The organism is Faecalibacterium sp. Marseille-P9312 (assembly GCF_902497445.1).
GTDB lineage: Bacteria > Bacillota > Clostridia > Oscillospirales > Ruminococcaceae > Faecalibacterium > Faecalibacterium longum.
Genome location: NZ_CABVEW010000006.1, coordinates 111,233 through 136,457, shown reverse-complemented (window position 1 = coordinate 136,457; position 25,225 = coordinate 111,233). Strand labels below are relative to the sequence as shown.

19 protein-coding genes are annotated in these 25,225 nt (G+C 60.7%); 10 read left to right on the top strand and 9 right to left on the bottom strand.

What is annotated here, in order from left to right; translation table 11 throughout:
* Nucleotides 1-66 precede the first annotated feature (66 nt).
* The 5 genes from F3G95_RS06480 to F3G95_RS06460 all read right to left on the bottom strand — a co-directional run bounded on the left by F3G95_RS06480 (nucleotide 67) and on the right by F3G95_RS06460 (nucleotide 6,532).
* Nucleotides 67-1,380: a 2-hydroxyacyl-CoA dehydratase gene (locus F3G95_RS06480; RefSeq protein ID WP_149794295.1), complete on the bottom strand. Its 1,314-nt coding sequence runs from the start codon at nucleotides 1,378-1,380 to the stop codon at nucleotides 67-69.
* Between the two features lie 14 nt (nucleotides 1,381-1,394).
* Nucleotides 1,395-4,322, bottom strand: a complete 2,928-nt coding sequence (locus F3G95_RS06475; RefSeq protein WP_149794294.1) for an acyl-CoA dehydratase activase — start codon at nucleotides 4,320-4,322, stop codon at nucleotides 1,395-1,397.
* A gap of 357 nt (nucleotides 4,323-4,679) precedes the next feature.
* Nucleotides 4,680-5,465: a sensor histidine kinase gene (locus F3G95_RS06470; RefSeq protein ID WP_149794293.1), complete on the bottom strand. Its 786-nt coding sequence runs from the start codon at nucleotides 5,463-5,465 to the stop codon at nucleotides 4,680-4,682.
* Nucleotides 5,466-5,498: 33 nt separating this feature from the next.
* A complete protein-coding gene (locus F3G95_RS06465) occupies nucleotides 5,499-6,224 on the bottom strand; it encodes a hypothetical protein (RefSeq protein ID WP_149794292.1) in 726 nt (241 codons plus the stop codon).
* Complete coding sequence (locus F3G95_RS06460; RefSeq protein ID WP_149794291.1) at nucleotides 6,221-6,532, bottom strand: hypothetical protein; 312 nt, start codon at nucleotides 6,530-6,532, stop codon at nucleotides 6,221-6,223. Before F3G95_RS06460 ends, F3G95_RS06465 begins: the two co-directional genes overlap by 4 nt.
* 426 nt (nucleotides 6,533-6,958) lie before the next feature.
* Between F3G95_RS06460 and F3G95_RS06455 the strand changes: the two genes are divergently transcribed.
* The 8 genes from F3G95_RS06455 (at nucleotide 6,959) to F3G95_RS06420 (ending at nucleotide 17,460) form a co-directional block, all read left to right on the top strand.
* Nucleotides 6,959-10,198 (top strand): ABC transporter ATP-binding protein/permease, encoded by a 3,240-nt coding sequence (locus F3G95_RS06455; RefSeq protein ID WP_149794290.1) that lies wholly within the window; start codon nucleotides 6,959-6,961, stop codon nucleotides 10,196-10,198.
* Nucleotides 10,199-10,598: 400 nt separating this feature from the next.
* Entirely contained in the window at nucleotides 10,599-11,606 is a 1,008-nt protein-coding gene (locus F3G95_RS06450; RefSeq protein ID WP_149794289.1) for a LacI family DNA-binding transcriptional regulator, read from the top strand.
* Nucleotides 11,607-11,673: 67 nt separating this feature from the next.
* Nucleotides 11,674-13,011 (top strand): ABC transporter substrate-binding protein, encoded by a 1,338-nt coding sequence (locus F3G95_RS06445; RefSeq protein WP_149794288.1) that lies wholly within the window; start codon nucleotides 11,674-11,676, stop codon nucleotides 13,009-13,011.
* A gap of 86 nt (nucleotides 13,012-13,097) precedes the next feature.
* Nucleotides 13,098-13,949 carry a sugar ABC transporter permease gene (locus tag F3G95_RS06440; protein WP_149794287.1) on the top strand — a complete coding sequence of 284 codons (852 nt, stop codon included), beginning with the start codon at nucleotides 13,098-13,100 and terminating at the stop codon, nucleotides 13,947-13,949.
* Nucleotides 13,949-14,791, top strand: coding sequence for a carbohydrate ABC transporter permease (locus F3G95_RS06435; protein WP_149794286.1), 843 nt, complete (start codon nucleotides 13,949-13,951; stop codon nucleotides 14,789-14,791). Before F3G95_RS06440 ends, F3G95_RS06435 begins: the two co-directional genes overlap by 1 nt.
* Nucleotides 14,792-14,809: 18 nt before the next feature.
* Nucleotides 14,810-16,285, top strand: coding sequence for a 4-alpha-glucanotransferase (malQ, locus tag F3G95_RS06430; protein ID WP_149794285.1), 1,476 nt, complete (start codon nucleotides 14,810-14,812; stop codon nucleotides 16,283-16,285).
* A 326-nt stretch (nucleotides 16,286-16,611) separates the two neighbouring features.
* Nucleotides 16,612-17,091, top strand: a complete 480-nt coding sequence (locus tag F3G95_RS06425) for a hypothetical protein (RefSeq protein WP_149794284.1) — start codon at nucleotides 16,612-16,614, stop codon at nucleotides 17,089-17,091.
* 39 nt (nucleotides 17,092-17,130) lie between these two features.
* Nucleotides 17,131-17,460 carry a hypothetical protein gene (locus tag F3G95_RS06420; RefSeq protein ID WP_149794283.1) on the top strand — a complete coding sequence of 110 codons (330 nt, stop codon included), beginning with the start codon at nucleotides 17,131-17,133 and terminating at the stop codon, nucleotides 17,458-17,460.
* 71 nt (nucleotides 17,461-17,531) lie between these two features.
* On the opposite strand, the gene F3G95_RS06415 is transcribed toward F3G95_RS06420, so the two are convergent.
* A complete protein-coding gene (locus F3G95_RS06415; protein ID WP_149794282.1) occupies nucleotides 17,532-18,824 on the bottom strand; it encodes a galactokinase family protein in 1,293 nt (430 codons plus the stop codon).
* 201 nt (nucleotides 18,825-19,025) lie between these two features.
* On the opposite strand from F3G95_RS06415, the gene F3G95_RS06410 reads away from it, so the two are divergent.
* Entirely contained in the window at nucleotides 19,026-19,889 is an 864-nt protein-coding gene (locus F3G95_RS06410; RefSeq protein ID WP_149794281.1) for an AraC family transcriptional regulator, read from the top strand.
* A gap of 14 nt (nucleotides 19,890-19,903) precedes the next feature.
* On the top strand, nucleotides 19,904-21,286 hold the full coding sequence (rlmD, locus tag F3G95_RS06405) for a 23S rRNA (uracil(1939)-C(5))-methyltransferase RlmD (RefSeq protein ID WP_149794280.1): 1,383 nt from the start codon (nucleotides 19,904-19,906) through the stop codon (nucleotides 21,284-21,286).
* A 153-nt stretch (nucleotides 21,287-21,439) separates the two neighbouring features.
* On the opposite strand, the gene glpK is transcribed toward rlmD, so the two are convergent.
* The 3 genes from glpK to F3G95_RS06390 form a co-directional block, all read right to left on the bottom strand.
* Nucleotides 21,440-22,939: a glycerol kinase GlpK gene (gene glpK, locus F3G95_RS06400; RefSeq protein WP_149794279.1), complete on the bottom strand. Its 1,500-nt coding sequence runs from the start codon at nucleotides 22,937-22,939 to the stop codon at nucleotides 21,440-21,442.
* Nucleotides 22,940-22,975: 36 nt separating this feature from the next.
* Nucleotides 22,976-23,767 (bottom strand): MBL fold metallo-hydrolase, encoded by a 792-nt coding sequence (locus tag F3G95_RS06395; protein ID WP_149794278.1) that lies wholly within the window; start codon nucleotides 23,765-23,767, stop codon nucleotides 22,976-22,978.
* Between the two features lie 133 nt (nucleotides 23,768-23,900).
* On the bottom strand, nucleotides 23,901-25,184 hold the full coding sequence (locus tag F3G95_RS06390) for a UDP-N-acetylglucosamine 1-carboxyvinyltransferase (RefSeq protein WP_149794277.1): 1,284 nt from the start codon (nucleotides 25,182-25,184) through the stop codon (nucleotides 23,901-23,903).
* Between the last annotated feature and the right edge of the window lie 41 nt (nucleotides 25,185-25,225).

Below are 25,225 nucleotides of genomic sequence, written 5' to 3'. Positions count from 1 at the left end.
ATAAGAAAAGCCGCACAGTGCAGCGAAAACTGTACCGTGCGGCTTCTTTGTTTCTTCTGTAGTTTCTCAGACGTGAGACAGGCTGGGCGCACCGCCCGCGATCTCCTCGGCGGTCAGGGGCTTCGCCTCGGCAGGAGCGTTCAGACGCTCCTTTGCTACGGCCAGCATCAGTTTGATGCGGTTCTCCTGATTGACCTTGGTGGCGCTGGGGTCGTAGTCGATGGGGGTGATGTTGGCGCTGGGGTACATCGCGCGGATCTTGTTTACCATGCCCTTGCCCACGATGTGGTTCGGCAGGCAGCCAAAAGGCTGTGCGCAGACGATGTTGCCGTAACCGCCCTGTACCAGCTCGATCATCTCAGCCGTCAGCAGCCAGCCCTCGCCCATCTTGGCACCCAGCGAGATGATGCCCTCGGGCTTTTCCACCAGCTCCTTGAAGGGGCCGGGGGCGTAGAACCCGGCGTCGGCCTCGGCCTTGAGCATGGAGCGCTCCACGCTGTCCAGCCAGTTGAGCAGCTGGTCGGTCCCCATCTTCATGGCCAGCTTGCCGCCGTAGAGGACATGGTCCTCGCCCATGTTGAAGATGCAGTACTGCACAAAGCCCATCAGACCCGGGAAGTTGACCTCGCAGTCCTGGCTCTCGAGGAACTTCTGCAGGTCGTTGTTGCCCAGCGGGCTGTACTTGACGTAAATTTCGCCCACGACGCCGACTTTGACCTTCGGCACACGGGTGACGGGAATAGACTTGAAGTCCTTTGCGATGAGGGGGAAGGTGTGCTTCATCTCACGGGAGGTGAAGCCCTTGCCCGCCAGCAGCACACGGCCCAGACGCTGGACCCAGAGGTCTACCATCTTATCGGCAGCGCCTTTTTCGTTCTCATACGGAGCGACCTGATTGCGCAGGGCGCAGAGCATATCGCCGTAGAACACGCTGGCGATGGCCCGGCGGGCCAGAGGCAGAGTCATCTGGAAGCCGCTGTCCTTCTCGAGGCCCGAGAAGTTCAGGCTGGCCACCGGGATGTTCGGATAGCCTGCCTTGACCAGTGCCTTGCGGAGCAGGTGGATGTAGTTGGAGGCACGGCAGCCGCCGCCCGTCTGGGTGATGAGCAGGGCCGTGTGCTCGAGGTCATATTTGCCGCTGTTCAGCGCATCGAGGAACTGGCCGATGACCAGCAGTGCCGGATAGCAGGTGTCGTTGTGGACATATTTCAGGCCCAGCTGCGCCACAGCGCTGCCGCAGTTGCCCAGGATCTCGCACTTGTAGCCGTCGTAGCGCAGGGCGTATTCCAGCAGGCGGAACTGGGTGATGGCCATGTTGGGGATGAGGATGGTGTGGGTCTTCTTCATCTCCGGGGTGAATTTGGGGTAATTGTATTCCATAGGTTCCTCCTATGTTACTTCTTATCTTCGTCTCGCTCATCCAGCGCGGCGAACAGGCTGCGCAGGCGGATATTGACCGCGCCCAGGTTTGTAATTTCGTCAATTTTCAGCTGGGTGTAGAGCTTGCCGCCCTCCTGCAGGATCTCGCGGGTCTCGTCGGTGGTGATGGCGTCCACGCCGCAGCCGAAGGACACCAGCTGCACCAGGTCCATATCGTTCTGGGTGGTGCAGTACTTGGCGGCGGCATAGAGGCGGCTGTGGTAAGTCCACTGGTTCAGCACGCTGGTGGGGAACTTCTCCACGCGGTTGGAGATGCTGTCCTCGGTGACCACCGCCGCGCCGTGGCGGGTGATGAGGTGGTCGATGCCGTGGTTGATCTCCGGGTCCACATGGTAGGGGCGTCCGGCCAGCACGATGATCCGCCTGCCCTGACGGCGGGCCTCATCTATAATCTCGCTGCCCTTGACCCGGATCTGTGCCATGTGGGCTTCATACTCGGCGTAGGCGGCGTTGGCAGCCTCCTGCACTTCCTTCTCGGAGATGCCGCCGAAATACTTGGGCAGCACGTCCTTCGCCATCTTGTGGACGAAATCCTTCGGACGGTGGATGCCGACGTAGTCGTAGATGAACTTCTGGCCTTCCAGCTCGGGGCAGTTGCCGGCGAGGACTTCGGGATAGTAGGCCACGACGGGGCAGTTGTAGTGGTTGTCGCCCAGACCCTCGTCGATGTTGTAGGTCAGGCAGGGGTAGAAGATGGCGTCCAGATGCATCTGGGTCAAGGCCTTGATGTGGCCATGGCTGAGCTTGGCCGGGAAGCAGGCGGTGTCGCTGGGGATGGTAGCCTGACCAGCCAGATAGAGGCCGCGGCTGGACACCGGGCTGGTGTGGACGGCAAAGCCGAGCTTTGTCCAGAAGGCGTGCCAGAAGGGCAGCAGCTCGTACATATTCAGGCAGAGCGGGATGCCGATGGAGCCGCGCTTACCGGCCACGGGCTTATAGCTGGCCAGAAGCTGCTGCTTGTAGGCATAGAGGTTGAGGCTGTTGTCCTCGCTCTTGCCGGTGACGGGCTTGTCGCAGCGGTTGCCGGAAATGAACTTGCGGCCATCGGCGAAGGTGTTGATGGTGAGCTGGCAGTGGTTGCCGCAGCCGCCGCACTTGACGCTGACGACTTTCTGGTCGAAGCTCTCCAGCTCTTCCTCGCTCATCATGGCGGAGGTGGTCTGGCCGTTCTTGCGGCACTGGCGCAGGCCGAAGAGGGCCGCACCGTAAGCGCCCATCAGACCGGCGATGTCGGGGCGGATGACCTCGACGCCCATCTCCTTCTCGAAGGCGCGGAGGACGGCCTCATTGTAGAACGTACCGCCCTGCACGACGATCTTCCGGCCCAGCTCTTCGGGGCTGGACGCACGGATGACCTTGTACAGCGCGTTCTTGACGACGCTGATGGACAGGCCTGCCGAGATGTTCTCGATGGACGCGCCGTCCTTCTGGGCCTGCTTGACCGAGCTGTTCATAAAGACGGTGCAGCGGCTGCCCAGATCCACGGGGCGGTCGGCGAAGAGGCCGAGGGCCGCGAACTCCTTGACGTCGTAGCCCAGTGCCTGCGCAAAGGTCTGCAAAAAGCTGCCGCAGCCGGAAGAGCAGGCTTCGTTCAGGAAGATGTTGCTGATGGCGCCATCCTCGATCTTGAAGCACTTCATGTCCTGACCGCCGATGTCGATGATGAAGTCCACGTCCGGCATGAAGTATTTTGCTGCCGTGAAGTGGGCCACGGTCTCCACGAGGCCGAAGTCGCAGCGGAAGGCGTTCTTGACCAGTTCTTCGCCGTAGCCGGTGGTGGTCACGCTGGCCACCTTGAGGCCGGGGTGCTCTTTATAGATTTTCAGCAGCTGCTGCCGGATAAGGGGCAGCGGGTTGCCGAGGTTCGGCTGATAGTTGGTGTAGAGGATCTGGCTCTGCTCGTCCACGACCACCAGCTTGACAGTAGTGGAGCCGGAGTCGATGCCGATATGCACCGGGCCGCACTGGGCGCTGAACGCCACCCGCGGCACGCTGTGGGACATATGGCGGGCATGGAATACCTCGTACTCTTCCCTGTTGGCGAAGAGGGGCGGCTCGCTGGCGTAGGTCGCCGTGGCGGCGTACTCATCCAGCGCAGCGGCCACATCCGAGAGGACGAACTCCTTGTCGGCGTAGAGGGCAGCGCCCAGCGCGACGTAGAGCAGGCTGTTCTCGGGGCAGGTGCCGGTGACGCCCAGTGCCTCGTCGAAGCTCTTGCGCAGCACGGTGCTGAAGGTCAGCGGACCGCCCAGATAGAGGATATTGCCCTGGATGGGGCGTCCCTGTGCCAGACCGGCGATGGTCTGGTTGACCACGGCCTTGTAGATGCTGGCCGCGATGTCCTCGGTCTTTGCGCCCTGATTGATGAGGGGCTGCACGTCGCTCTTGGCGAAAACGCCGCAGCGGGATGCGATGGTGTATGTACGGGTGGCCTGTTCGGCCGCCTTGTTCATCTCATCGGCACTCATCTTGAGCAGCGTCGCCATCTGGTCGATGAAAGCGCCCGTGCCGCCGGCGCAGCTGCCGTTCATCCGGACTTCGGTGCCGTTGGTCAGGAACAGGATCTTTGCATCCTCACCGCCCAGCTCGATGACGCAGTCCGTCGCAGGGACGAACTTTTTGACCGCCACGCGGGTGGAGAACACCTCCTGCACGAAAGGCACGCCGCAGCTGTCGGCCAGGCCCATGCCTGCGGAGCCGGAGATGCTGAGCAGCGCTTTCCGGCCATGCAGCTGCTCTGCGTCGATGCGGCGCAGCAGCTCCTGCGCCTTTTCCAGAATGTGGCTGTAGTGGCGCTCATACGTCGAATATAAAAGGGTATCGTTTTCATCCAGCACCACGCATTTGATGGTAGTGCTGCCGATGTCAAGACCTACTCTCACAGTTGTTTTTCCTCCTGAAGGACAATGCACTCTCCCTCTGCACACAGGGCTCTCCGGCCCGGGCAGAAGTTGTTTGCTAACGAATCAAATTTCAGACTCGCATACACGGGTATTATAAACCAAATCCGGCTGACAATCAATCATTCGGGATTATTTTACACCTTAAAAACAGTAAAATCACCTTTCAAAGTTAAACATTTTGTTAATTTCGCAAACTTTTCTGTGAATTTCGGGCTGTTTCTACTAAGATTCTTTACCGTCTGTCAATTTTTCTGTTCTCTTCCCTGCCCCGCACACAAAGCAAAGGCATCTGCGCTGCGCCGTCCCGGCCGCATTGCAGATGCCTTTTTGTCTCGTTCAATATCTCCGCAGCAGAAGGAGCTCCTGTGCCGCCCGGCTTGCGAACCGCGCTGCGCGGATGTCGTTCTCCTCGTCGGAGTGGAGTTCCATTTCCGGCGGGATGTCCTCGCAGGAGGCCAGCGGGAACACCACCTGCGCCCGGGTGCCGCCGCCCGGACGGGCCGTCAGCGTCAGCTTCCAGCCCGCACGGCGGCAGATGAGCTTGCAGATGCGGAGGCCCAGCTTTGCGCCGCTGAGGAAGCGGCGGTTGTTCTCGATGGGGTCTTCCTCCATCAGGCCGCAGCCGTTGTCTTCTACCCGGAGCGCGACGCCCGTCTTTTTCTGTTTTAGGCTCACCCACACCCTGCCGCCTGCATCGCAGGCCCGCAGCGCGTTGGAGATGAGGTGGAGCAGCAGCTGTTCGGCCTCATCGGGGACGCCCATGACGGTGCAGTGCTCGATGCCCCCGCTCTCCGCCGTGAGCGTTATTTCCAGCGACCGCTGGATGTCCGGGGCCAGACGGCCCGCCTTTTCCAGCAGACCGCACAGGTCCAGAGGCTGCAGCTCGCTCAGCTCTTCATTTTCCAGCTGATAAAGTGTTATGGCATTGCGTACCGTGCGGTCCAGCCGGGCAGACTCTATCTGGATGTCTGAAAGTGCCTGCCGGGTGGGCAGGTCGGCCGACGCCAGCAGATGCATCTGCAGATACTCCCGGTTCTGGTCGATGATGCCAAGGGCATGGAAGCACACATCCCCAAACTCCTCCTGAGGGGAGACTCCTGCTCCATCGTTTCGCCTGCGCATTCTGCTCTACCTCCGCGTCGTGTGGTCAGCACCTCACTGCTGACTCAGTCTACTTTCCAGCGCATAAAGCAGGCGGCCGATGGTCACCTTCCTGCGCTCTAAGCCATACTCTTTTCGAAAATCCCGCCATGTCTGGGTACCGGTCTCGTCCAGCGTCTCCAGCAGCCGCCGGAGGGCGCTGTCCACAGCCGCAACGGTGAGACCGTATTCCTCCGCCACCGGCCCTAATATCTCCTTGCGGATGGCCAGACGGTGGTCGGAGCCCATCATCACCCGAAGCGCACCGGTCAGGTAGCGCTTGTTGGCGTCGCAGGTGCTCACGCCCCAGCTGCGATAGATGCGCTCGCAGCGTTTTTCCAGGCTCTCCGCCGGGCGGTGGGCCGGGGCGCGCAGCTCCTGCAGCATATCTTCCAGTGTGGCCTGACGGATGAGGTAGCATGCATCCTCCTGACTCAGGCTTTCCACTGCCGACTTCTCGTTGCGTCCGTCGTCCCGCAGAAGCACCAGAGGCTTGCGGGCAAGGCCGCGTATCCTGGGCAGAAACTGGATGCTGTCCATGTCCTCCAGTCTGCCGCCCAGCACCAGAACGTCCACATCGCCCTGCTCGAGCCGTTCCAGCAGCGGCCGGCTGCTGCGGTAGCCCGTGCAGCGGATGGCCGGGTTGCGCTCCTCGAGATAGCGTGTCCATACCCGCATCTCTCTGGGGTCATAGCTGGCCAGCGCTACGCGCCATATGACGTCCTGTTCCTCATAGCTCACACGACGCGCCTCCCTTCCTGCAGGTGTTCTGCCTGCTCCGCCTGCGGATACCAGCAGGAAATAACATCCTGCCACAGCTCCGGCTGGACCGAATTCTCATACAAAAACTGCAGCAGCCGTCCGCACTCCTCTTCCGGGGCCGGGACCCATGTACGGGCCGTGTCTGCCGGGTCGTCCGGAGCCTTTGTCCGGCTCACGGTCAGCCAGCAGCCCTGTCCCTCCGTCTCCAGAGAACAGGCAAGGGTATACGCCTCCTGATACGGTTCCAGCGTCGAAAATCTCCTCACCAACGGGATATCCTGTTTCATTCTGCATCCTCCTCGCCCCATCTGTCCGGCCCTTCCACTTATGCCGGACAAATTATTTTATACTATACTGTATAAAATTGTATGGAGCGTCGAAAGGAGTTACAACGACAAATTTGCGTCAGTTTTCGTCGAATTTTGGAACACTGAAGATATTAACATGGATACTGTCTCAAGAATACCATCAACTGCTCCAAAAATCAAGACACATCTGCCGCATCCTCCTGATTTGGGACGCTTTTCCGCGCAGGATGCAGCGCTTTTCCATCCTTCGGCAGAAAACACAGAACTTGGCACCCGTTACGACATAAATTGTTCATATTCTTCTGATAAAATCAAGCAGATACTATGTTTCCCTCTCCGTCCACAAATGCCGGGCGGAATAGGCCAGCAGACACTTCCCCGTTCTGCTGCCGGAAAGGCAGGCCAATGCTTCAGCTTATCAATATCGAAAAGAAATACACCACCGGCGATCTGACACAGGCAGCGCTCAACGGGGTCAGCCTCAACCTGCGCGACAGCGAATTTGTCGCCATCCTCGGCCCCAGCGGCTCGGGCAAGACCACGCTGCTCAACATCATCGGCGGCCTCGACCGCTACGACAGCGGCGAGCTCATCATCAACGGCATCTCCACCCGCCGCTACACCGACCGGGACTGGGACTCTTACCGCAACCACACCGTCGGCTTCGTGTTCCAGAGCTATAACCTCATCCCCCACCAGACCGTCCTCGCCAACGTCGAACTGGCCCTGACCATCTCGGGCGTATCGGGCGCTGAGCGCCGCCGCCGTGCCGCCGAGGCGCTGCGGCAGGTGGGCCTCGGGGACCAGCTCCACAAGCGCCCCACCGAGATGTCGGGCGGCCAGATGCAGCGCGTGGCCATCGCCCGCGCCCTCGTCAACAACCCCGACATCCTGCTGGCCGACGAGCCCACCGGCGCACTGGACAGCGAGACGAGCATCCAGGTCATGGAGCTGCTGAAGGATGTGGCAAAAGACCGCCTCGTGGTCATGGTCACGCACAACCCCGAACTGGCGGAGCAGTATGCCAACCGCATCGTCCGTCTGCGGGACGGCGCTATCACCGACGATACCCGCCCCTTCGAGCCGGACGACACAAAGCTTGCCCCTCCCATCCATAAGAACATGGGCCGTTCGTCCATGTCGTGGCTCACCTCGCTGGCCCTGAGCTTCAACAACCTGCGCACCAAAAAGGCCCGCACCCTGCTCACAGCCTTCGCGGGCAGCATCGGCATCATCGGCATCGCCCTCATCATCTCGCTGTCCACCGGCGTCAACGCCTACATCGCCGACATGGAGCGCTCCACCCTGAGCGAATACCCGCTGCAGATCCTGAGCAGCGGCGTGGACATCACGAGCTTTTTGTCCTCGGGCGGCAGCGGCGGCACCACAGCCACCGGCCTGCCCACCGACGAGGACGGCAAAAAGGACACCTCCGGCGGCGTGGAGGGAATGGTCTCGGTCCGCCAGCTCATCACCAAGATGGTGTCGGGCCTGACGTCCAACGACCTCACTTCCTTAAAGAAATATCTCGACAGCGACGAGTCCACCATTGCGGATGACGCCACCTCCATCGAGTATTCCTACAGCGTCTCGCCCCAGATCTACCGGCAGGACGCCGACGGCAGTGTGCATCAGGTCAACCCGGACTCCACCCTCTCGATGCTGGGTCTGGGAAGCTCGGGTTCCGGCTCCACCTCCGTCACCAGCAGCCTGATGAACAGCATGGGCAGCAACACCAGCGTTTTCTATCAGCTGCCCGCCAACAGTGACCTTTATAAGTCCCAGTACGAAGTCAAGGCCGGCCGCTGGCCCGAAAAGCCCACCGAATGTGTCGCCGTGCTGAGCAAATACGGCACTGTGACCGACTACGCCCTCTACTCCATGGGTCTGCGGGACTCCGCCGAGCTGGACAAGATGATACAGCAGTTCGCCCAGAACCAGAACGTCGATGTCCCCAGCGACTTCCGCACCTACAGCTACGACGAGCTGATGGGCCTGAAGTTCAAGCTGGTGAACAGCGCCGACACCTACGTCTACGACGACACCTACGGCATCTGGAAGAGCAAGGCCGACGACAAGGACTATATGCAGCAGCTGGTGGAGAACGGCGAGGACATCACCATCGTGGGCATCGTCCAGCCGGACTACACCGCCTCCGCTTCCATGCTCACCTCCGGCATCGCCTACCCCGCCTCCCTGACCGAGAAGGTCATGAAGGACGCTGCCGACAGCGACATCGTGAAACAGCAGATGGCCGACCCCGCCACCAACGTCCTCACCGGCGAGAGCTTCGGCAAGGCCGAGAGCCTCCGCGACTTCGATTTGACCAGCCTCTTCTCCATCGACACCAACGCCCTCAAGAATGCCTTCTCTTTTGATGCCGATGCCCTCGACTTCGATTTGAACGGTGCCTTCGACCTCAGCAGCGGCAGTTTCGATTTGAGCAGCCTCATCGACTTCTCGGATTTTTCCCTCGACATCGACGAGCTGCCCGACATCGACCTCAGCGACGCCTTTGCAGAGCTGGACCTCTCCGTCTCGCCGGAGGCTCTGCAGGACCTCGTGCAGAAGGTGTTCAAAGACTATAAGAAATATATCATCGGCAACGGCATCCTCAACTTCAAGAAGTGGAGCTTTTCTGCCTACCTCAAGTCGGAGCAGTTCCAGAAGCTGATGGCCGAGTCCATGAAAGACCTCGTTGACCCGGACAAGCTGCAGGGGCAGCTCTCGAGCGCTCTGCAGACCACCATCCAGACCGTGATGGAGACCTACTCCGACCAGATCACAGAGGTGCTGAAAAGCCAGCTGGACGCTGCCATTCAGAAGGGCATCGTCACCTTCCAGGACCAGATACAGTCCCAGCTCAAGACGGCCATCCAGCAGAACATCGGCAAGCTGAGCAGCCAGATGGAGAACGCCATCAAGATCGACGCGTCAGCTTTCCAGAAGGCCATCCAGCTCAACATGACCGCCTCTGAGCTGACCGAGCTGATGCGCTCCACCCTCCGCTCCTCTTCCGCCACCTATGAGGCCAACCTGACGGCCTTCGGCTACGCGGACGAGGCCGCCCCCAGCCAGATTAAGATCTATCCGAAGGACTTCGCCAGCAAGGCCACCATCCTGGAAAAGCTGGATGCCTACAACGCCGGGATGTCTGCAAAGGGTGAAGACGAAAAAATGGTGCAGTACACCGACCTCGTGGGTACCCTGATGACCAGCGTGACCGAGATCGTGGACATGATCAGCAGCATGATGGTGGCCTTCGTCTCCATCTCGTTGGTCGTCTCCTCCATCATGATTGGCGTCATCACCTATATCAGCGTCCTCGAGCGCCGGAAGGAGATCGGCATCCTGCGCGCCATCGGCGCTTCCAAGCGGAACGTCTCCGAGGTGTTCAACGCAGAGACCTTCATCATCGGCCTCTGCTCGGGCGTCATGGGCATCGTCCTCAGCGAGATCCTGCTCATCCCCGGAAACATCATCATCCAGAAAGTCTCCGGCACTTCGACCCTCGTTGCCTCCCTGCCCGTGGATGCAGCCCTCTTCCTCGTGGCACTGGCTACCCTGCTCACCATTCTGGCCGGCATCATCCCGGCCCGCGGCGCAGCCAAGTGCAACCCCGTCAAAGCCCTGCGCGCCGAGTAAACCCCAGAGATCTCATTCCCGGTATCCTTTCCGCTCCGGCGGCAGGGATACCGGGATTTTTTCGGCTTATTTTTGCTCCGGCCCGTCGGTTCAGCTTGTATCCATCCTGCATGAGAACGCGCTTTTTTGCTCTAAAAGTTACAAAAGAGTACGGTCGTCCCGGGAGGTTCTGACGCGTACCGGGAATTACCGGAAATCAATTTGCTTTTCGCTCTGTGGGCAAATCAACCTGCACAAAGGAGGGTCGATTTGTTATGCAATTCTGCCAAAAGTGTTTCAGGGTTATTGATTTATTCCACAAATTATGCCATACTATAGTCACTGAAACCGTTCCCGACATCGTTCCCGCACGATTTCAGTAAAAACCAGAACTTCGACCGAAAGAGAGGTGCTTCCCGGAATGCCGAACATGACCATCAAAGACATTGCCCGTCTGAGCGGCTGTTCCGTCAGCACCATCTCCCGCGTCATCAATGACCGGCCGGATGTGCGTCCCGAAACGAAAGAAAAGGTGCTCCAGATGATGCGGGAGTCGGGCTTCGTGCCGAACACCAACGCCCGGCAGCTGAAGATCCAGCAGTCCCGCAGCCTCGTCTTTGTGGTCAAGGGTACCCGGAACCTCTTCTTCTCGGACTTCCTCGTTCAGCTGCAGCGGGCCGCGACCCTCTACGGGTACAGCGGCATCGTCTCCTACCTGGACGAGAATGCCAACGAGATAGACGCCGCCCAAAAGATCCTGCGGGAGATAAAGCCCAAAGGCATGATATTCCTCGGCGGCAGCGTGGCGAACTTCCAGCAGGGCTTTGCGAACATCACCGTCCCCTCGGTGCTGACGACGCTGGTCTCCGACGAACTGGATTTCCCGAACCTCTCGATGGTGGGCGTGGATGACCGGGCTGCGGCCCGCACCGCCGTCTCCCACCTCATCGCGCAGGGCCACCGGAAGATAGCCGTTCTCGGCGGCCCCACCACCAGTTACCCCAGTCGGATGCGCCGCCTTGGCGCACAGGATGCCATGGAGGATGCCGGGCTCACCTTTGACGACCGGCTCTACGGCCTGTCCAACTACGATTTCGAGTCTGCCTACCACGCCATGAACAGCCTGCTGGCCCGCCGGGCCGAGTTCACCGCCCTGTTCGCCATGAGCGATGTCATCGCTTTCGGTGCCATCCGGGCGCTGGTGAGCGCCGGGTTCCGGGTGCCGGAAGATGTATCGGTCATCGGCTTCGACGGCATCTCGATGTCCCGCTACTGCGTGCCGGTGATGACCACCATCGTCCAGCCCGGCGAGCAGATCGCGCTCCAGAGCATCGAGCTGCTGGTGCGGCAGATCGAGCATGGCGCCCCGGCCCAGAAGATCACCCTCCAGCCTGAGCTGCAGGTCGGTGAGAGCGTAAGGGCTGTCTGATTTATTTCGTCTCATTTCCGCTACCAGGCGGAATGTGTATATCACATGATGAAGAAGGAGAACAATTATGAAAAAAATGATCTCTCGTCGTAATTTCCTGAAAGTCGCCGGCGCTTCTGCTGCCGCCCTCGGTCTGGCTGCCTGCGGTGGTTCCTCCAGCAGCACCGCTGCTTCCACCGCCAGTTCTACCGCAGCTTCTGCCGCTCCCGCAGCTGCCGGCAAGGTCTACTACCTGAACTTCAAGCCCGAGCAGGATCAGGATTGGCAGGATCTGGCCGCTGAGTACACCAAGGAGACCGGCGTGCCTGTGACCGTTGTCACCGCTGCTTCCGGCCAGTACGAGACCACCCTGATGAGCGAGATGGAGAAGAGCGAGGCTCCCACCCTGTTCCAGGTCAACGGCCCTGTGGGTCTGGCAAACTGGAAAGATTACTGCCTGGACCTCTCCGACAGCAAGCTGTACGGCGAGCTGACCAGCGACTCCTTTGCACTGAAGGATGGCGACGCCGTTACCAGTATCGCTTATGTCATCGAGACCTACGGCATCATCTACAACAAGGAGCTGCTGACCGCCGCCGGCTACACTCAGGACGACATCAAGGGCTTCGATGACCTGAAGAAGGTCGCCGACGACATTCAGGCCCGCAAGGCTGAGCTGGGCGTTGATGGTGCTTTCACCTCCGCCGGCATGGACGGTTCTTCCGACTGGCGCTTCAAGACCCATCTGGCAAACCTGCCCATCTACTACGAGTACAAGGCTGACGGCATCGGCTCCACCGACGCCATCAAGGGCACCTACCTCGACAACTACAAGAAGATCTGGGACCTGTACATCACCGACTCTACCTGCGACCCCAAGCTGCTGGCTTCCAAGACCGGCAACGACGCCGTGGCTGAGTTCGTGGGCAAGAAGGCCGTCTTCTACCAGAACGGCACCTGGGCTTACAATGACGTGAAGGATCTGGGCGACGACAACCTGGGTATGCTGCCCATCTACATCGGCGCTGAGGGCGAGGAGAACCAGGGCCTGTGCACCGGCTCCGAGAACTTCTGGTGCGTCAACAACACCTCCTCCGATGAGGACATCCAGGCTACTCTGGACTTCCTGTACTGGTGTGTCACCTCTGAGGCCGGCACCAGCGCGATGGCTGACAAGATGGGCTTCGTCATCCCCTTCAAGGCCGCTAAGGACTCTACCAACCCCCTCATCGCCATCGCCAACGATTACGTTGCTGAGGGCAAGACCAGCGTTGACTGGTGCTTCTCCACCATGCCTTCCGAGGAGTGGAAGAACGGCGTCGGCTCTGCACTGACTGCTTATGCAGCAGGCACCGGCAGCTGGGACGATGTGGTCACCGCCTTTGTGGACGGCTGGGCCAAGGAGTACAAGCTGGCCAACGGCTAAGCGTTCCCTTTCTTCCGCAATAGCTGGATAACGGGGAGGCGGGCGATGTGTTCGCCCGCCTCTCCTTCTTTTTCAGGAGGTATATCATGCAAAAGGCCATCAGTAAATATTGGCCGGTGTTCGTACTGCCCACCCTGCTGGCGTTCATCATCGGCTTCATCTGGCCCTTCATCTGGGGCATCTATCTTTCCTTCCAGCGTTTCACCACCGTGAGCAAAACCACCTTCGTGGGCCTGCAGAACTACATCAACGTCTTTTCGGACGAGACCTTCCTCCACGCCTTTGGGTTCACCGCTGCCTTTACGGTGGTAAGCACCGTGCTCATCAATGTGTGCGCCTTCGCCATCGCGCTGGTGCTCACCCGCGGCATCCGCGGCACCAACATCTTCCGCACCGTCTACTTCATGCCGAACCTTATCGGCGGCATCCTGCTGGGCTACATCTGGCAGATCCTGCTCAACGGTGTGCTGGCCAACCTGCAGAGGCCTCTGCTGGCGCTGGACGCCAAGGCCGGTTTCGTCGGTCTGGTCATCCTGATGTGCTGGCAGCAGATCGGCTACATGATGATCATCTACGTCGCGGGCCTGCAGAGCGTCCCCGGCGACCTCATCGAGGCTGCGAAGATCGACGGCGCAAATGACCGTGAGATCCTGTTCAAGATCAAGATCCCGATGGTCATGCCCAGCGTCACCATCTGCACCTTCCTCACCCTGACCAACAGCTTCAAGCTGTTCGACCAGAACGTGGCCCTGACCGCCGGTGAGCCTGCCAACGCCAGTGAGATGCTGGCCCTGAACATCTACAACACCTTCTATGGCCGCTCCGGCGCTCAGTGGAAGGGCATCGGCCAGGCAAAGGCTGCGGTGTTCTTCCTCATCGTCGTGGTCATCTCGCTCATCCAGCTCAAGTTTACCCGCTCCAAGGAGGTGCAGCAGTAATGCCGAAAGATAAAAAAATGTGGGACAACATCCTCACTGTCATCATGAGCCTGCTGTGCCTGCTCTGGATCTACCCCATCGTCCTGATCTTGCAGAACAGCCTGAAAATTGAAGGCACCTTCACCACTTCCACCGTCTTCAAGCTGCCTACGGCTGAGACCTTCGCGGGCCTCAGCAACTACATCTACGGCGTCACCAAGATGGGCTTTCTGTCCAGCCTGGGCTACAGCCTCGTCATCACCGTGTCCAGCGTGGCCCTCATCCTGCTGTGCTGCTCCATGACCGGCTGGTACCTTACCCGCGTGAACAACAAGCTGAGCAAGTTCATGAATCTGCTCATCGTCTTCTCCATGGTCGTCCCCTTCCAGATGGTCATGTTCACCCTGTCCAAGACCGCCGACACCCTCAACCTGAACACCCCCTGGAACATCTGCATCATCTATCTGGGCTTCGGTGCCGGTCTGGCCGTATTCATGTTCACCGGCTTCATGAAGAGCGTCCCCATCGAGATCGAAGAGGCTGCCATGATCGACGGCTGCAACCCGATCCAGATCTTCTTCAAGGTCGTCTTCCCCATCCTCAAGCCCACCATGATCTCCACCGCCATCCTTGAGACGATGTGGGTCTGGAACGACTACCTGCTGCCCACGCTGGTGCTGGACATCAAGAAGTACCGTACCATCCCCATGGCCATTCAGTATTTCCGCGGCGGCTATGGCCGCGTCGAGCTGGCCCCCATGATGGCCTGCATCATCATCGCCATCATCCCCATCATCATCCTTTACATGACCTGCCAGAAGTACATCATCGAGGGTGTCGTGGCAGGCGCTGTCAAAGGTTAAAACAAGGAGGTTCCAGCCATGCGTGCAAGCGGCATTCTGATGCCCGTCTTCAGCCTGCCGGGTCCTTACGGCATCGGCACGCTGGGAAATGAAGCCTTTGCCTTCGTCGATTTCCTTGCGGCTGCAAAGCAGACCTACTGGCAGATACTCCCCATCGGCCCTACGGGCTACGGGGACAGCCCCTACCAGAGCTTTTCTGCCTTTGCCGGCAACCCCTACTTTATCGATTTCCGTCTGCTGGCAGCGGACGGCCTCCTCACCGAGGCTGAGCTGCCCGCGCCCCAGCCGGTGGGTCCCGTCGATTACGGCACGCTCTACCAGCAGCGGCCTGTGGTGCTCCATAAAGCGGCCGACCGGCTGCTGGCTTCCCCTACCCCGGCCTATGAGGCTTTCTGTGAAGCCCAGAGCGGCTGGCTCGAGGACTATGCCCTCTTCATGGCCGTCAAGGCCGAGCAGGGGCAGGCCGGTCTCGCCGACTGGCCCGACGACCTGCGCACCCGGGAGCCTGCGGCCCTCGCCGCCGCCAAGGAGCGGCTGGCCGCCGAGGTGGACTACTACAAGGCCGTGCAGTTCTTCTTCTACACCCAGTGGAACGCCCTCAAGACCTACGCCAACAGCCACGGCATCCAGCTGGTGGGCGACATCCCCATCTACGTCAGCCCCGATTCCAGCGACCTCTGGACTCACCCGGAGCTGTTCCAGACCGACGGCGCCGTCCACCTGACCAGCGTTGCCGGATGTCCCCCCGACGCCTTTGCCGCCGACGGTCAGCTCTGGGGCAACCCGCTCTACGACTGGCCCCGCCACGAGGCCGAAGACTTCCGCTGGTGGAAGCAGCGCATCAAACACGCCACTTCCATCTACGACGTCGTCCGCATCGACCATTTCCGGGGCTTCGAGAGCTACTACTCCATCCCCGCCGGGAACAAGACCGCTGCGGGCGGTCACTGGGAGAAAGGCCCTGACCGCGCCTTCATCGACGCCATGCACAAGGCGCTGGGCGAGGGCGGCATCATCGCCGAGGACCTGGGCTATCTGACCCCCGAGGTCAAGGCCATGCTGGCCGCAAGCGGCTACCCGGGCATGAAGATCATGCAGTTCGCCTTCGACAGCCGCGAACCGGGCAACTACCTGCCCTACACCTACCCCCGCAACAGCGTGGTCTACACCGGCACCCACGACAACGTGACCGCCGAGGGCTGGCGTCAGAGCGCCAGCGCCGAGGATGTGGCCTATGCCTGCCGCTACCTGCGCTGCGCACCCGAAGACCTCACTGAGGCTATGATCTGCGCCTGCCTTTCCTGCGTGTCGGACATGGCTGTCATCCCGCTGGCCGACTGGCTCCATCTGGACGCTGAGGCCCGCATCAATACCCCCAGCACCCAGGGTGCCAACTGGCAGTGGCGGCTCACCCAGCCGCTCACCCCGGCCCTCAGCGCTCACATCGCTGAGCTGACCGCGCTGTACCACCGTGTGCCGGGCGAAGAACTTTAAGTTTTCCCTATTTTTCTCCGATTCATCCTGATAGCAGCAGCGCCCTGCCTGCCGTTCCCTCACCGGACAGCAGCCGGGGCGCTGCTGTTTTCCGCGCCTTTTGCCGAAATTTTAACACAACATTTTTTCGGAGCCTTTTCCGGGGCATTCCCTTTATATTTTAGCGTTTTTCCGTCCGTTTCGCTTGATTTTTGTGCTTTGGCGTCCCAAATCCCGTTCCGATTCTGTTTCTGCGCTCTCTTGTTGTTTTTCGGCAGTTATGCTATAATCCAGATAGTTTAGTCTCCGTCTCCGGCGGAGCGTATGTGTGAAAGGAGCATTCCCCTATGGAACTTACATATCAGAGTCCGATGATGCCGGCTGCTTATGCCGTCATCTCTGCCGACGAGATGACCTACATCGACGGCGGTGCCCTTCAGATCGGTTCTTACCTCATCGAATTTCACCCCGAGAACCTCCTCACTGCCGCTGTGAACTTCACGGTCAACTTCGCCCAGCTGATGGGCAAAGCTGCCCTTACGGCGGCTGTGGGCGGGCTGCTTCTGATGCACGAGGACGGCCTGACCCTGTCCCAGTCGGTCTCCTATTACTGGGACGGCCAGAACAAGGCCGGCAAAGCTGCCACTGTGGCGGTCGGCGCTCTCGCTGGCTGGGACGGCGCAATGCAGGCGATCCAGATCTATAACACGGTCAAGTCCATCTTCATCGAGCTCAAGAATGCTTACGCCCAGACCAAGGCAAATATTGCCGCGTCCCAGCAGCAGGATGCCGGCATCACCGACCCCATCGTGGCTGCAGCTGCCTGAGTCTGTTTGATTTGACGGAGTGATAGAAAGGAGTCGTTTATGAAACGCATCCAGATGCCTTCTTCCTATGCTGTTGTAACGGACGGAGAAAAAGCCCTTCTTGGCGGCGGCGGCGCATTTCGTGACGCATGGACCTCATTTACGGACCATCTCCGTTTCACTGATTTCTTCTTTAGGGGTGGACTGCTCTCTCTCTCCATCTCGTTCATTCCGAAGCTGCTGTTCAATGTGGTCAAGGCCGGCTTCAATGCCGTGGAAGGCGTCCACACCTTCATCTTCGGCGGACCGAGCAAGGCTGCAGAAGACCTTCAGACCTACAAAAACGATATGAGCGCTCTGCGTGCAGACGCAAAGTCTCAGCGCGGCTGACCTTTCTAAAAACAAAAGAATGCCCTGCGGCGGTGGACTCTCACCGTGCCGCAGGGCATTCTTTTTGTGTTTTACATGACCCGCACGGCTCCCTGCTCCCGCAGCGAGAGCAGATAGCAGCAGCCCGGGCCGAACAGTGCTTCCATCGCAGCGCAGTAGCGCTTTACCAGCGCATCCGGTACAAAAGCCTGGATCGTTCCGGCAAAGCCGCCGCCCTGCATCCGCCATGCACCGCCGGTGCCTGCAAGGATGCTCTGGCTGATGGCCAACGCCGCCGACAGCCCCTGATGCTTCGGCGAAGAAGCGCAGTAGACATTCTGGCAACACTCAAAGGACGAGTGGCCGCTCTTCTCCACCAGCCGGGCAAAGGCGGCAAAGTCTCCCGCCGCAAGAGCAGCTCTCTGGGCAAGGGTACGGGCATTCTCCTCAAAATAGTGGATGGCACGCAGCACGGCGCGGTCGCCGCATTGTTCCCGCAGGCGGGGCAGCTCCTGCCAGAAGCGTTTCTCGTCCACCTCGCCCAGCACCTTGCCGCCCAGACAGGCTGCCACGGCCTCCATCTCGTTCCGGATGGCCGCGAACTCGCCGGTCAGCTCGCTGTGGCTGGCGCGGGTATCGGTGACGCAGAGGGTCATGCCCTCGGGCAGGACGCCGTCGGCATGGATCTTCTCGATCTTCGGTGCCGTCGGGTCGGCGAAATCCGCAAAGAGCACACCGCCCACGGCGCTGGTCAGCTGGTCCAGCAGACCGCTGGGCTTGCCGAAGTAGGTATTCTCCGCAAACTGGCAGATGCGGGCCAGCGCAGGGGCGTCCAGGCCGCAGCCGTATTCCGTGTTGAGGATCATGGCCACGCCCATCTCAAAGGCTGCTGAGCTGGACAGTCCCGAACCCCGCAGCACATCGCTGGCCGTGTAGGCATCGAAGCCGCCCACATCGCAGCCCTTTGCCCGGAAGCCCTCCGCGATGCCCCGGATGAGGCTGGCCGAATGGGTGCTCTCCCCCTGCTGCGGCTCCGCTTCGGTCAAATCAATGACGTCCAGCTTGTTGAAGCCACGGGACTTGACCCGGATGAAGCCATCCTCGTTCCGGGATGCCACCGCCACAAGGTCCAGCGTGACCGCACCCGCAAGACCGTAACCGTGCTGGTGGTCGGTGTGGTTGCCGCCAAGCTCTGTGCGGCCCGGGGCCGAATAGACCTGCACCTGCCGCCCCGGCCCATAGTAAAGCTCAAACTGTTCGAGGGCCGCACCATAACGGCTGCGCTGGCGGGCCAGGACCTCCTCGCTGCCGCCGTAGAGCGCGGCCAGCGCGGCGTCCCACCTCCCTGCTGCGATCTGTTCTCTGAGCTGCCTGCTGGTTGCCATCCAGAACCCCTCCCTGCACTCTCTGCAATGTTCGGTTTGTTACCGCTATTGTAATGCATCCGCTGCCATTTTGCAATTTCAACCCGCAAAAAAAGTAATTTTCGGTGTCCAGCCCAAAGAATAAGATGTACTTTTGTTGAATTTGCGGGGGCAGATGTGGTATACTCAGGCTATAGAGCCAACAGGCAGGAGGAAACCGCAATGGCAGACGTCTACAAGCAGTCGTTCAAGCAGAACTACACCAACAACATCGAGCTGTCCATCTTCAACTGCGGTCTGGAGCGCTGTGCTCCGGGGCAGACCTGGGGTCCCGGCATCCGGGACCACTACCTTATCCATCTGGTCGTCTCGGGCAAGGGCGTGTTCGAGGTCGGCGGGCGCACCTACGAGGTCGTGCCGGGCGATCTGTTCTTTGCCCGCCCCAGCCAGCTCATCCGCTATACTGCCGACGAGGCCCAGCCGTGGGAGTACAGCTGGGTCGGCTTCAACGGTGCCTGCGCCCACAAGCTTGCGGCGCAGCTGCCTTTCACCGACGCTGCCCCCGTCCACCACACCCAGGACCTGGAGAGGATGCGGGCGGCCCTGAGCAGCATCTACTCTTCCCGCGGCCTGCAGCCCCAGGACGAGGCCGCGATGGTGGGCTATCTCTACCTCTTCATCGCCGCCCTGATGCGGGAGACCAGTGAGAGCCGCCCTCACAGCACCTCTTCTTCCAGCCAGTATGTCCTGAACGCCATCAAGTACATCCAGTTCAACTACTCCCACGACATCTCCATCGACGATGTTGCCAAGAGCGTCGGCGTCTCCCGGAGCCATCTGTACCGGGTGTTCATGCTCAATGTGGGCAAGAGCCCCATCGACTATCTGACCGAATACCGGGTCAACGAAGCCTGCAAGCTGCTGCGCAGCGGCACACTGTCCATCGCCGAGGTGGCGGCATCGGTGGGCTTCCTCGACCAGTTCTATTTTTCGCGGGTGTTCAAGCGCGCCAAAGGTGTGCCGCCCAGCAAGTATATGACTTCGCAGGCTGACGCAGACGTCCAGCCCGCCCCTGACGAGACATAAGGAGAGATCATCCCATGCCCTTACAGAAAAACCAGCTTCTCACCCTCCGCATCGAGCGTCTTTCCAGCGACGGCAGCGGCGTTGCCCACTCGCCGGAGGGCGAGGCCGTCTTCGTCCCGGGTACTGCCCCCGGCGATGAGGCTCAGGTGCGTATCGTCAAGGACTGCGGCCGGTATGCCTTCGGCATCCTGGACAAACTGCTCACCCCTTCGCCTGACCGCATCCCGGTGGACTGTGCTGTCGCCGGCCCCTGCGGCGGCTGCAGCCTGCGGCACATGGACTACGCCGCCGAGCTGCGGTCCAAGCAGGAAAGCGTCGCCGACGCCTTCCGCCGCATCGGCGGACTGGATGTGCCGGTGCTGGATGCCCTTCCCTCCCCCGAGGTGGACCGCTACCGCAACAAGGTACAGTTCCCGGTGGGCCGCGACAAAAACGGCGCGCCCTGCATCGGCTTTTACGCCGGCCGCACCCACCGCATCGTCCCCTGCCCCGATTGCAGATTACAGCCCAGCGTCCTGAACGACATCGGCAACGCGCTCTGCAGCTTCTTCGCCGCCCATGGCATCCAGCCCTACGATGAGGAGAGCGGCAAGGGCCTTGTTCGGCATATCTTCCTGCGCCGGGGTGCACACAGCGGCCAGATCATGGTCTGCCTCGTCTGCACCCGCCCGAAGTTCCCCCACAGCGAGGAGCTCGTGACCGCGCTGCGGGAGCAGTTCAGCGATATTGCGTCCGTCCTCATCAATGTCAACGCCAAGAAGACCAACGTCATCCTCGGCGAGGAGACCATCTCCCTCTACGGCCCGGGCTATATCGAGGATACTCTTTGCGGTGTGCCGGTCCGGCTCGGCCCCCTCTCCTTTTATCAGGTCAACACACTGGCCGCTGAGCGGCTCTACGGCATCGCTGCCGAGTACGCCCAGCTGGAGTCCTCGGACGTTCTGCTCGACCTCTACTGCGGCATGGGTACCATCGGTCTCTCCATGGCCGACCGCTGCCGGGAGCTCATCGGCGTGGAGATCGTGCCTGAGGCCATTGACAGCGCCAAGGCCAACGCCGCCCGGATGGGCGACGCCGTCGCCGCCAAGAGCCGCTTCTTCTGCGCCGACGCCGGTCAGGCTGCGGCCCGCCTCGCCGCTGAGGGCCTGCGTCCTGATGTCATCATGCTCGACCCGCCCCGCAAGGGCTGCGACGAAACGACCCTTTCCGCCGTCGTCCAGATGTCCCCCCGCCGGGTGGTCTACGTCAGCTGCAACCCCTCCACCGCCGCAAGAGATGCCGCATGGCTCGAAGAGCATGGGTATCATGCGGAGAAGGTGCAGCCGGTGGACCTTTTTCCACGAACCCGGCATGTGGAGTGTGTCATCGCACTTTCCAAGGGCGAGATCGACTCCTGAAAAGGGATACTTTAAGATGATATAAATTCAAACCACAGCTCGTCGGAGCGTCGTGTTCTCTGCAAGCCGTGATTTTCCCTCGCTCAAGCTGCCCAATAACAAAAAACGGTCGGAGTTACTCGTCAGGCAACTCCGGCCGTTTTATTTTTCTTCTTATTCCTCTTCGTCCCTGGCCCAGTGATAGGCGCAGCGGACAGCCTTATTCCAGCCCTTGATGCGCTTGGTGCGTTCCTCTTCCGAGATGGCCGGGCGGAACACGCGGTCCACCGACCAGTTGCGGGTGATGTCCTCGGCAGACTGCCAGTAGCCTACGGCGAGGCCGGCCAGATAGGCCGCGCCCAGCGCCGTCGTTTCCACACAGCGGGGGCGCTTGACTTCGAGGTCGCTGATGTCGGCCATGGTCTGCATGAGGTAGTTGTTGGCCGACGCGCCGCCGTCCACCCGGAGAGACTTCATGGCGATGCCGGAGTCCGCCGCCATGGCGCGGAGGACGTCGTTGACCTGATAGCAGATGCTGTCCAGCGTGGCGCGGATGATGTGGTACTTGTTGCAGCCCCGGGTGAGGCCCACGATGGTGCCGCGGGCGTACTGGTCCCAGTGGGGCGCGCCGAGGCCGGTGAAGGCCGGCACGACGTAACAGCCGTTGGTGTCCTTGACCTTCTGGGCCATATACTCGGAGTCGCGGGCCTCTTCCAGCAGGCGCAGCTCATCGCGGAGCCACTGGATGGCCGCACCGGCCACGAAAATAGAGCCTTCCAGCGCATAATTCACCCTGCCGTCGGGGCCGCAGGCGATGGTGGTGACAAGACCGTTCCGGGATGTGACCGGCGTCTCACCGGTGTTCATGAGCAGGAAGCCGCCGGTGCCGAAGGTGTTTTTCGCCTCGCCCGAAGCAAAGCAGGTCTGGCCGAAGAGGGCCGCCTGCTGGTCGCCTGCCGCACCGGCAATTTTTATCTCGCCGCCGAAGTGCATCGGGTCAGCGTACTCATAAAAACCGCTGGACGGCACCGGCTTCGGGAGCATACATTTCGGGATGTTCAGCTCCTGCAGGATCTCATCGTCCCATTCCAGCGTGTGGATGTTGAACATCATGGTGCGGCTGGCGTTGGTATAGTCGGTGACATGCAGTTTTCCGCAGGTCAGCTTCCAGATGAGCCAGGTCTCCACGGTGCCAAAGAGCAGTTCTCCCCGCTCGGCCCTTTCGCGGGCGCCGGGGATATGATCCAGTATCCACTTGAGCTTAGTAGCCGAGAAATAGGCGTCGATGATGAGGCCGGTCTTCTGCCGGAATTTCTCCGTCAGGCCCCGGGCCTTCAGCTCGTCGCAGTATTCGCTGGTGCGGCGGCATTGCCAGACGATGGCGTGGCAGATGGGCTCCCCGGTCTCCTTGTCCCAGACGATGGTGGTCTCCCGCTGGTTGGTGATGCCGATGGCGGCGATGTCCTCGGCTCGGGCACCGACCTTGTTCATGGCCGAGAGGGCCACGCCCAGCTGGGTGGCCCAGATCTCATTGGCGTCGTGCTCCACCCAGCCGGGTCTCGGGTAATACTGGGCAAATTCCTTCTGCGCGACGCTGCAGATCTCGCCTGCCTTATTGAACAGGATGCAGCGGTTCGAGGTGGTTCCGGCGTCCAGCGCCATGATGTACGACATAGGCTCTTCTCCTTTTCCTGCTCTGGTTTTATAGTGTCAGAACGCCAGCGCGGGGCTCACTTCGTTCCGCCGCTGGGTCTGGACGATACAATCCTTATCCGGCACGACGCCCGCCGCACCGAGGGTGGAAAAGACGGTCTGCAGCGCCAGCATAGGGGTGTTGTTCTCCTGCGAGAGGTGACAGAGGGCAAACTTCTTGCAGCCCTCCTGGATGAGTTCCAGCAGCTTTGCCGCGCACTCATCGTTGGAGAGGTGGCCCCGGACCGACTCGATGCGGGCGCGCAGATAGTAGGGGTACGGCCCGCTGCGGAGCATGTGCAGGTCGTAGTTGCTCTCGAGGGCCACAAGGTCGCAGCCGGAAAGGGCTTCATGTACAGCAGGCGTCAGCACACCGAGGTCGGTGGCGATGGTCATGGTCTTCTCGTCGGGGGTGTGGATGCGGTAGCCCACACAGGGGACGTCGTGGCTGGTGGGGAAAGCTTTGACCCCAAAGACACCGATGTCCTCTTCCCTGCCCAGCGTCAGGGCCGTCAGGTCGCAGCTGGCAGGAACGACCCCGTTTGCGTCCAGAAATTCCAGCGTTTCCTCTGCGCCGTACACCGGCAGCGGATATTTTTTCAGGAAGGTGGAAAGGCCCTTCACATGGTCGCTGTGCTCATGGGTGATAAGAATGCCGTCGCAGTCGGAGATGTTCAGCTCCAGCGCCTTGAGGGCTGCGCCGGTGGTGCGGACGCCTTTGCCCATATCCACGATGAGATACCGCTCCCCACAGCGCACGACGCTGCTGTTGCCGGAGGAACCGGAATAAAGAGAGATGAATTCAGACATGATAAACCTCAACAAATAAAACCTCTCCGTCTGCTGCGCAGTCATAAAAACGCAGGGACCTGACGGACTGCCAATGCCTCCCCCTCGGCAGGGGAGATGGCACGCCGCAGGCGTGACGGAGAGGTTTTTCTAATTACAGAGCCTGTTCCAGTGCAGCGGGCATCCGCTCCACCTTCCTGATGTCAGCACCGAGGCCGCGCAGCTTCTCCACGATGTTCTCGTAGCCGCGCTCGATATGGCCGATCTCCTCGATCTCGCTGGTGCCGTCGGCCATCAGGGCTGCAACGACCATCGCTGCACCGGCGCGCAGGTCGGAAGCGCGGAGCGGAGCGGGAGAAAGCTTCTCCACGCCCTCGAACACGGCCACCTGACCGTCCACCTGGACATTCGCGCCCATCTTGCGCAGCTCGTCCACATAACGGAAGCGGTTGTCCCACACGCTCTCGGTGACGGTGGAAGTCCCCTTTGCCACGCTGAGCAGAACGCCCATCAGGGGCTGCATATCGGTGGGGAAGCCCGGGTGGGGCATGGTGTTGATCTTGAGGGGCAGGATGTCGCCGGTGCGGCGAACCCGCACAGCATCGTCAAACTCCTCCACCTCAATGCCCGCACGGCGGAGCTTTGCGGTGATAGGCTCGAGGTGCTTGGGGGTGACGTTCTTCACCAGCACATCGCCGCCGGTGGCTGCAGCAGCCACCATGTAGCTGCCGGCCTCGATCTGGTCGGGGATGATGCTGTAGGTGCAGCCGTGCATCTGCTCGACGCCGCGCACCTTGATGACATCGGTGCCTGCACCGCGCACATCAGCGCCGCACATATTCAGGAAGTTGGCCAGATCGACCACATGGGGCTCCTTGGCACAGTTTTCCAGAATGGTCTGACCCTTGGCCATGACAGCGGAGAGCATACCGTTCATGGTAGCGCCCACGCTCACCTTATCAAAGAAGATATGAGCGCCGTTCAGCTCGTCGGCGTGGACGGTGATCATGCCGTAGTCCACGCTGTCCTCTGCGCCCAGAGCGCTGAACACCTTCAGGTGCTGGTCGATGGGGCGGGGGCCGAGGTTGCAGCCGCCGGGCATGGCCACCTCGGCCTTGCCGAAGCGGGACAGCAGTGCGCCGAGGAAATAGTAGCTGGCGCGCATCTGGCGGGACAGGTCGTCGGGGACGTTGGTGCCGGTCAGATGGGTGGTGTCGATCTCGTAGGTGTTCTTGTTCAGCATCCGGACCTTAGCGCCCAGCACGCTGAGGATCTTGAGGCTCACCGCCACATCGCTGATGTCCGGCAGGTTCTCGATGACGCAGACGTCCGCTGCCAGAATGGTAGCGGGCAGGATGCCCACAGCCGCATTCTTCGCGCCGGAGATGATGACTTCGCCGTGCAGGGGCTTACCGCCCGTAATAACAAACTTTTCCAATTTTATGATCTCCTTGTCACAGGCCCGCTCCCCGCAGGCCC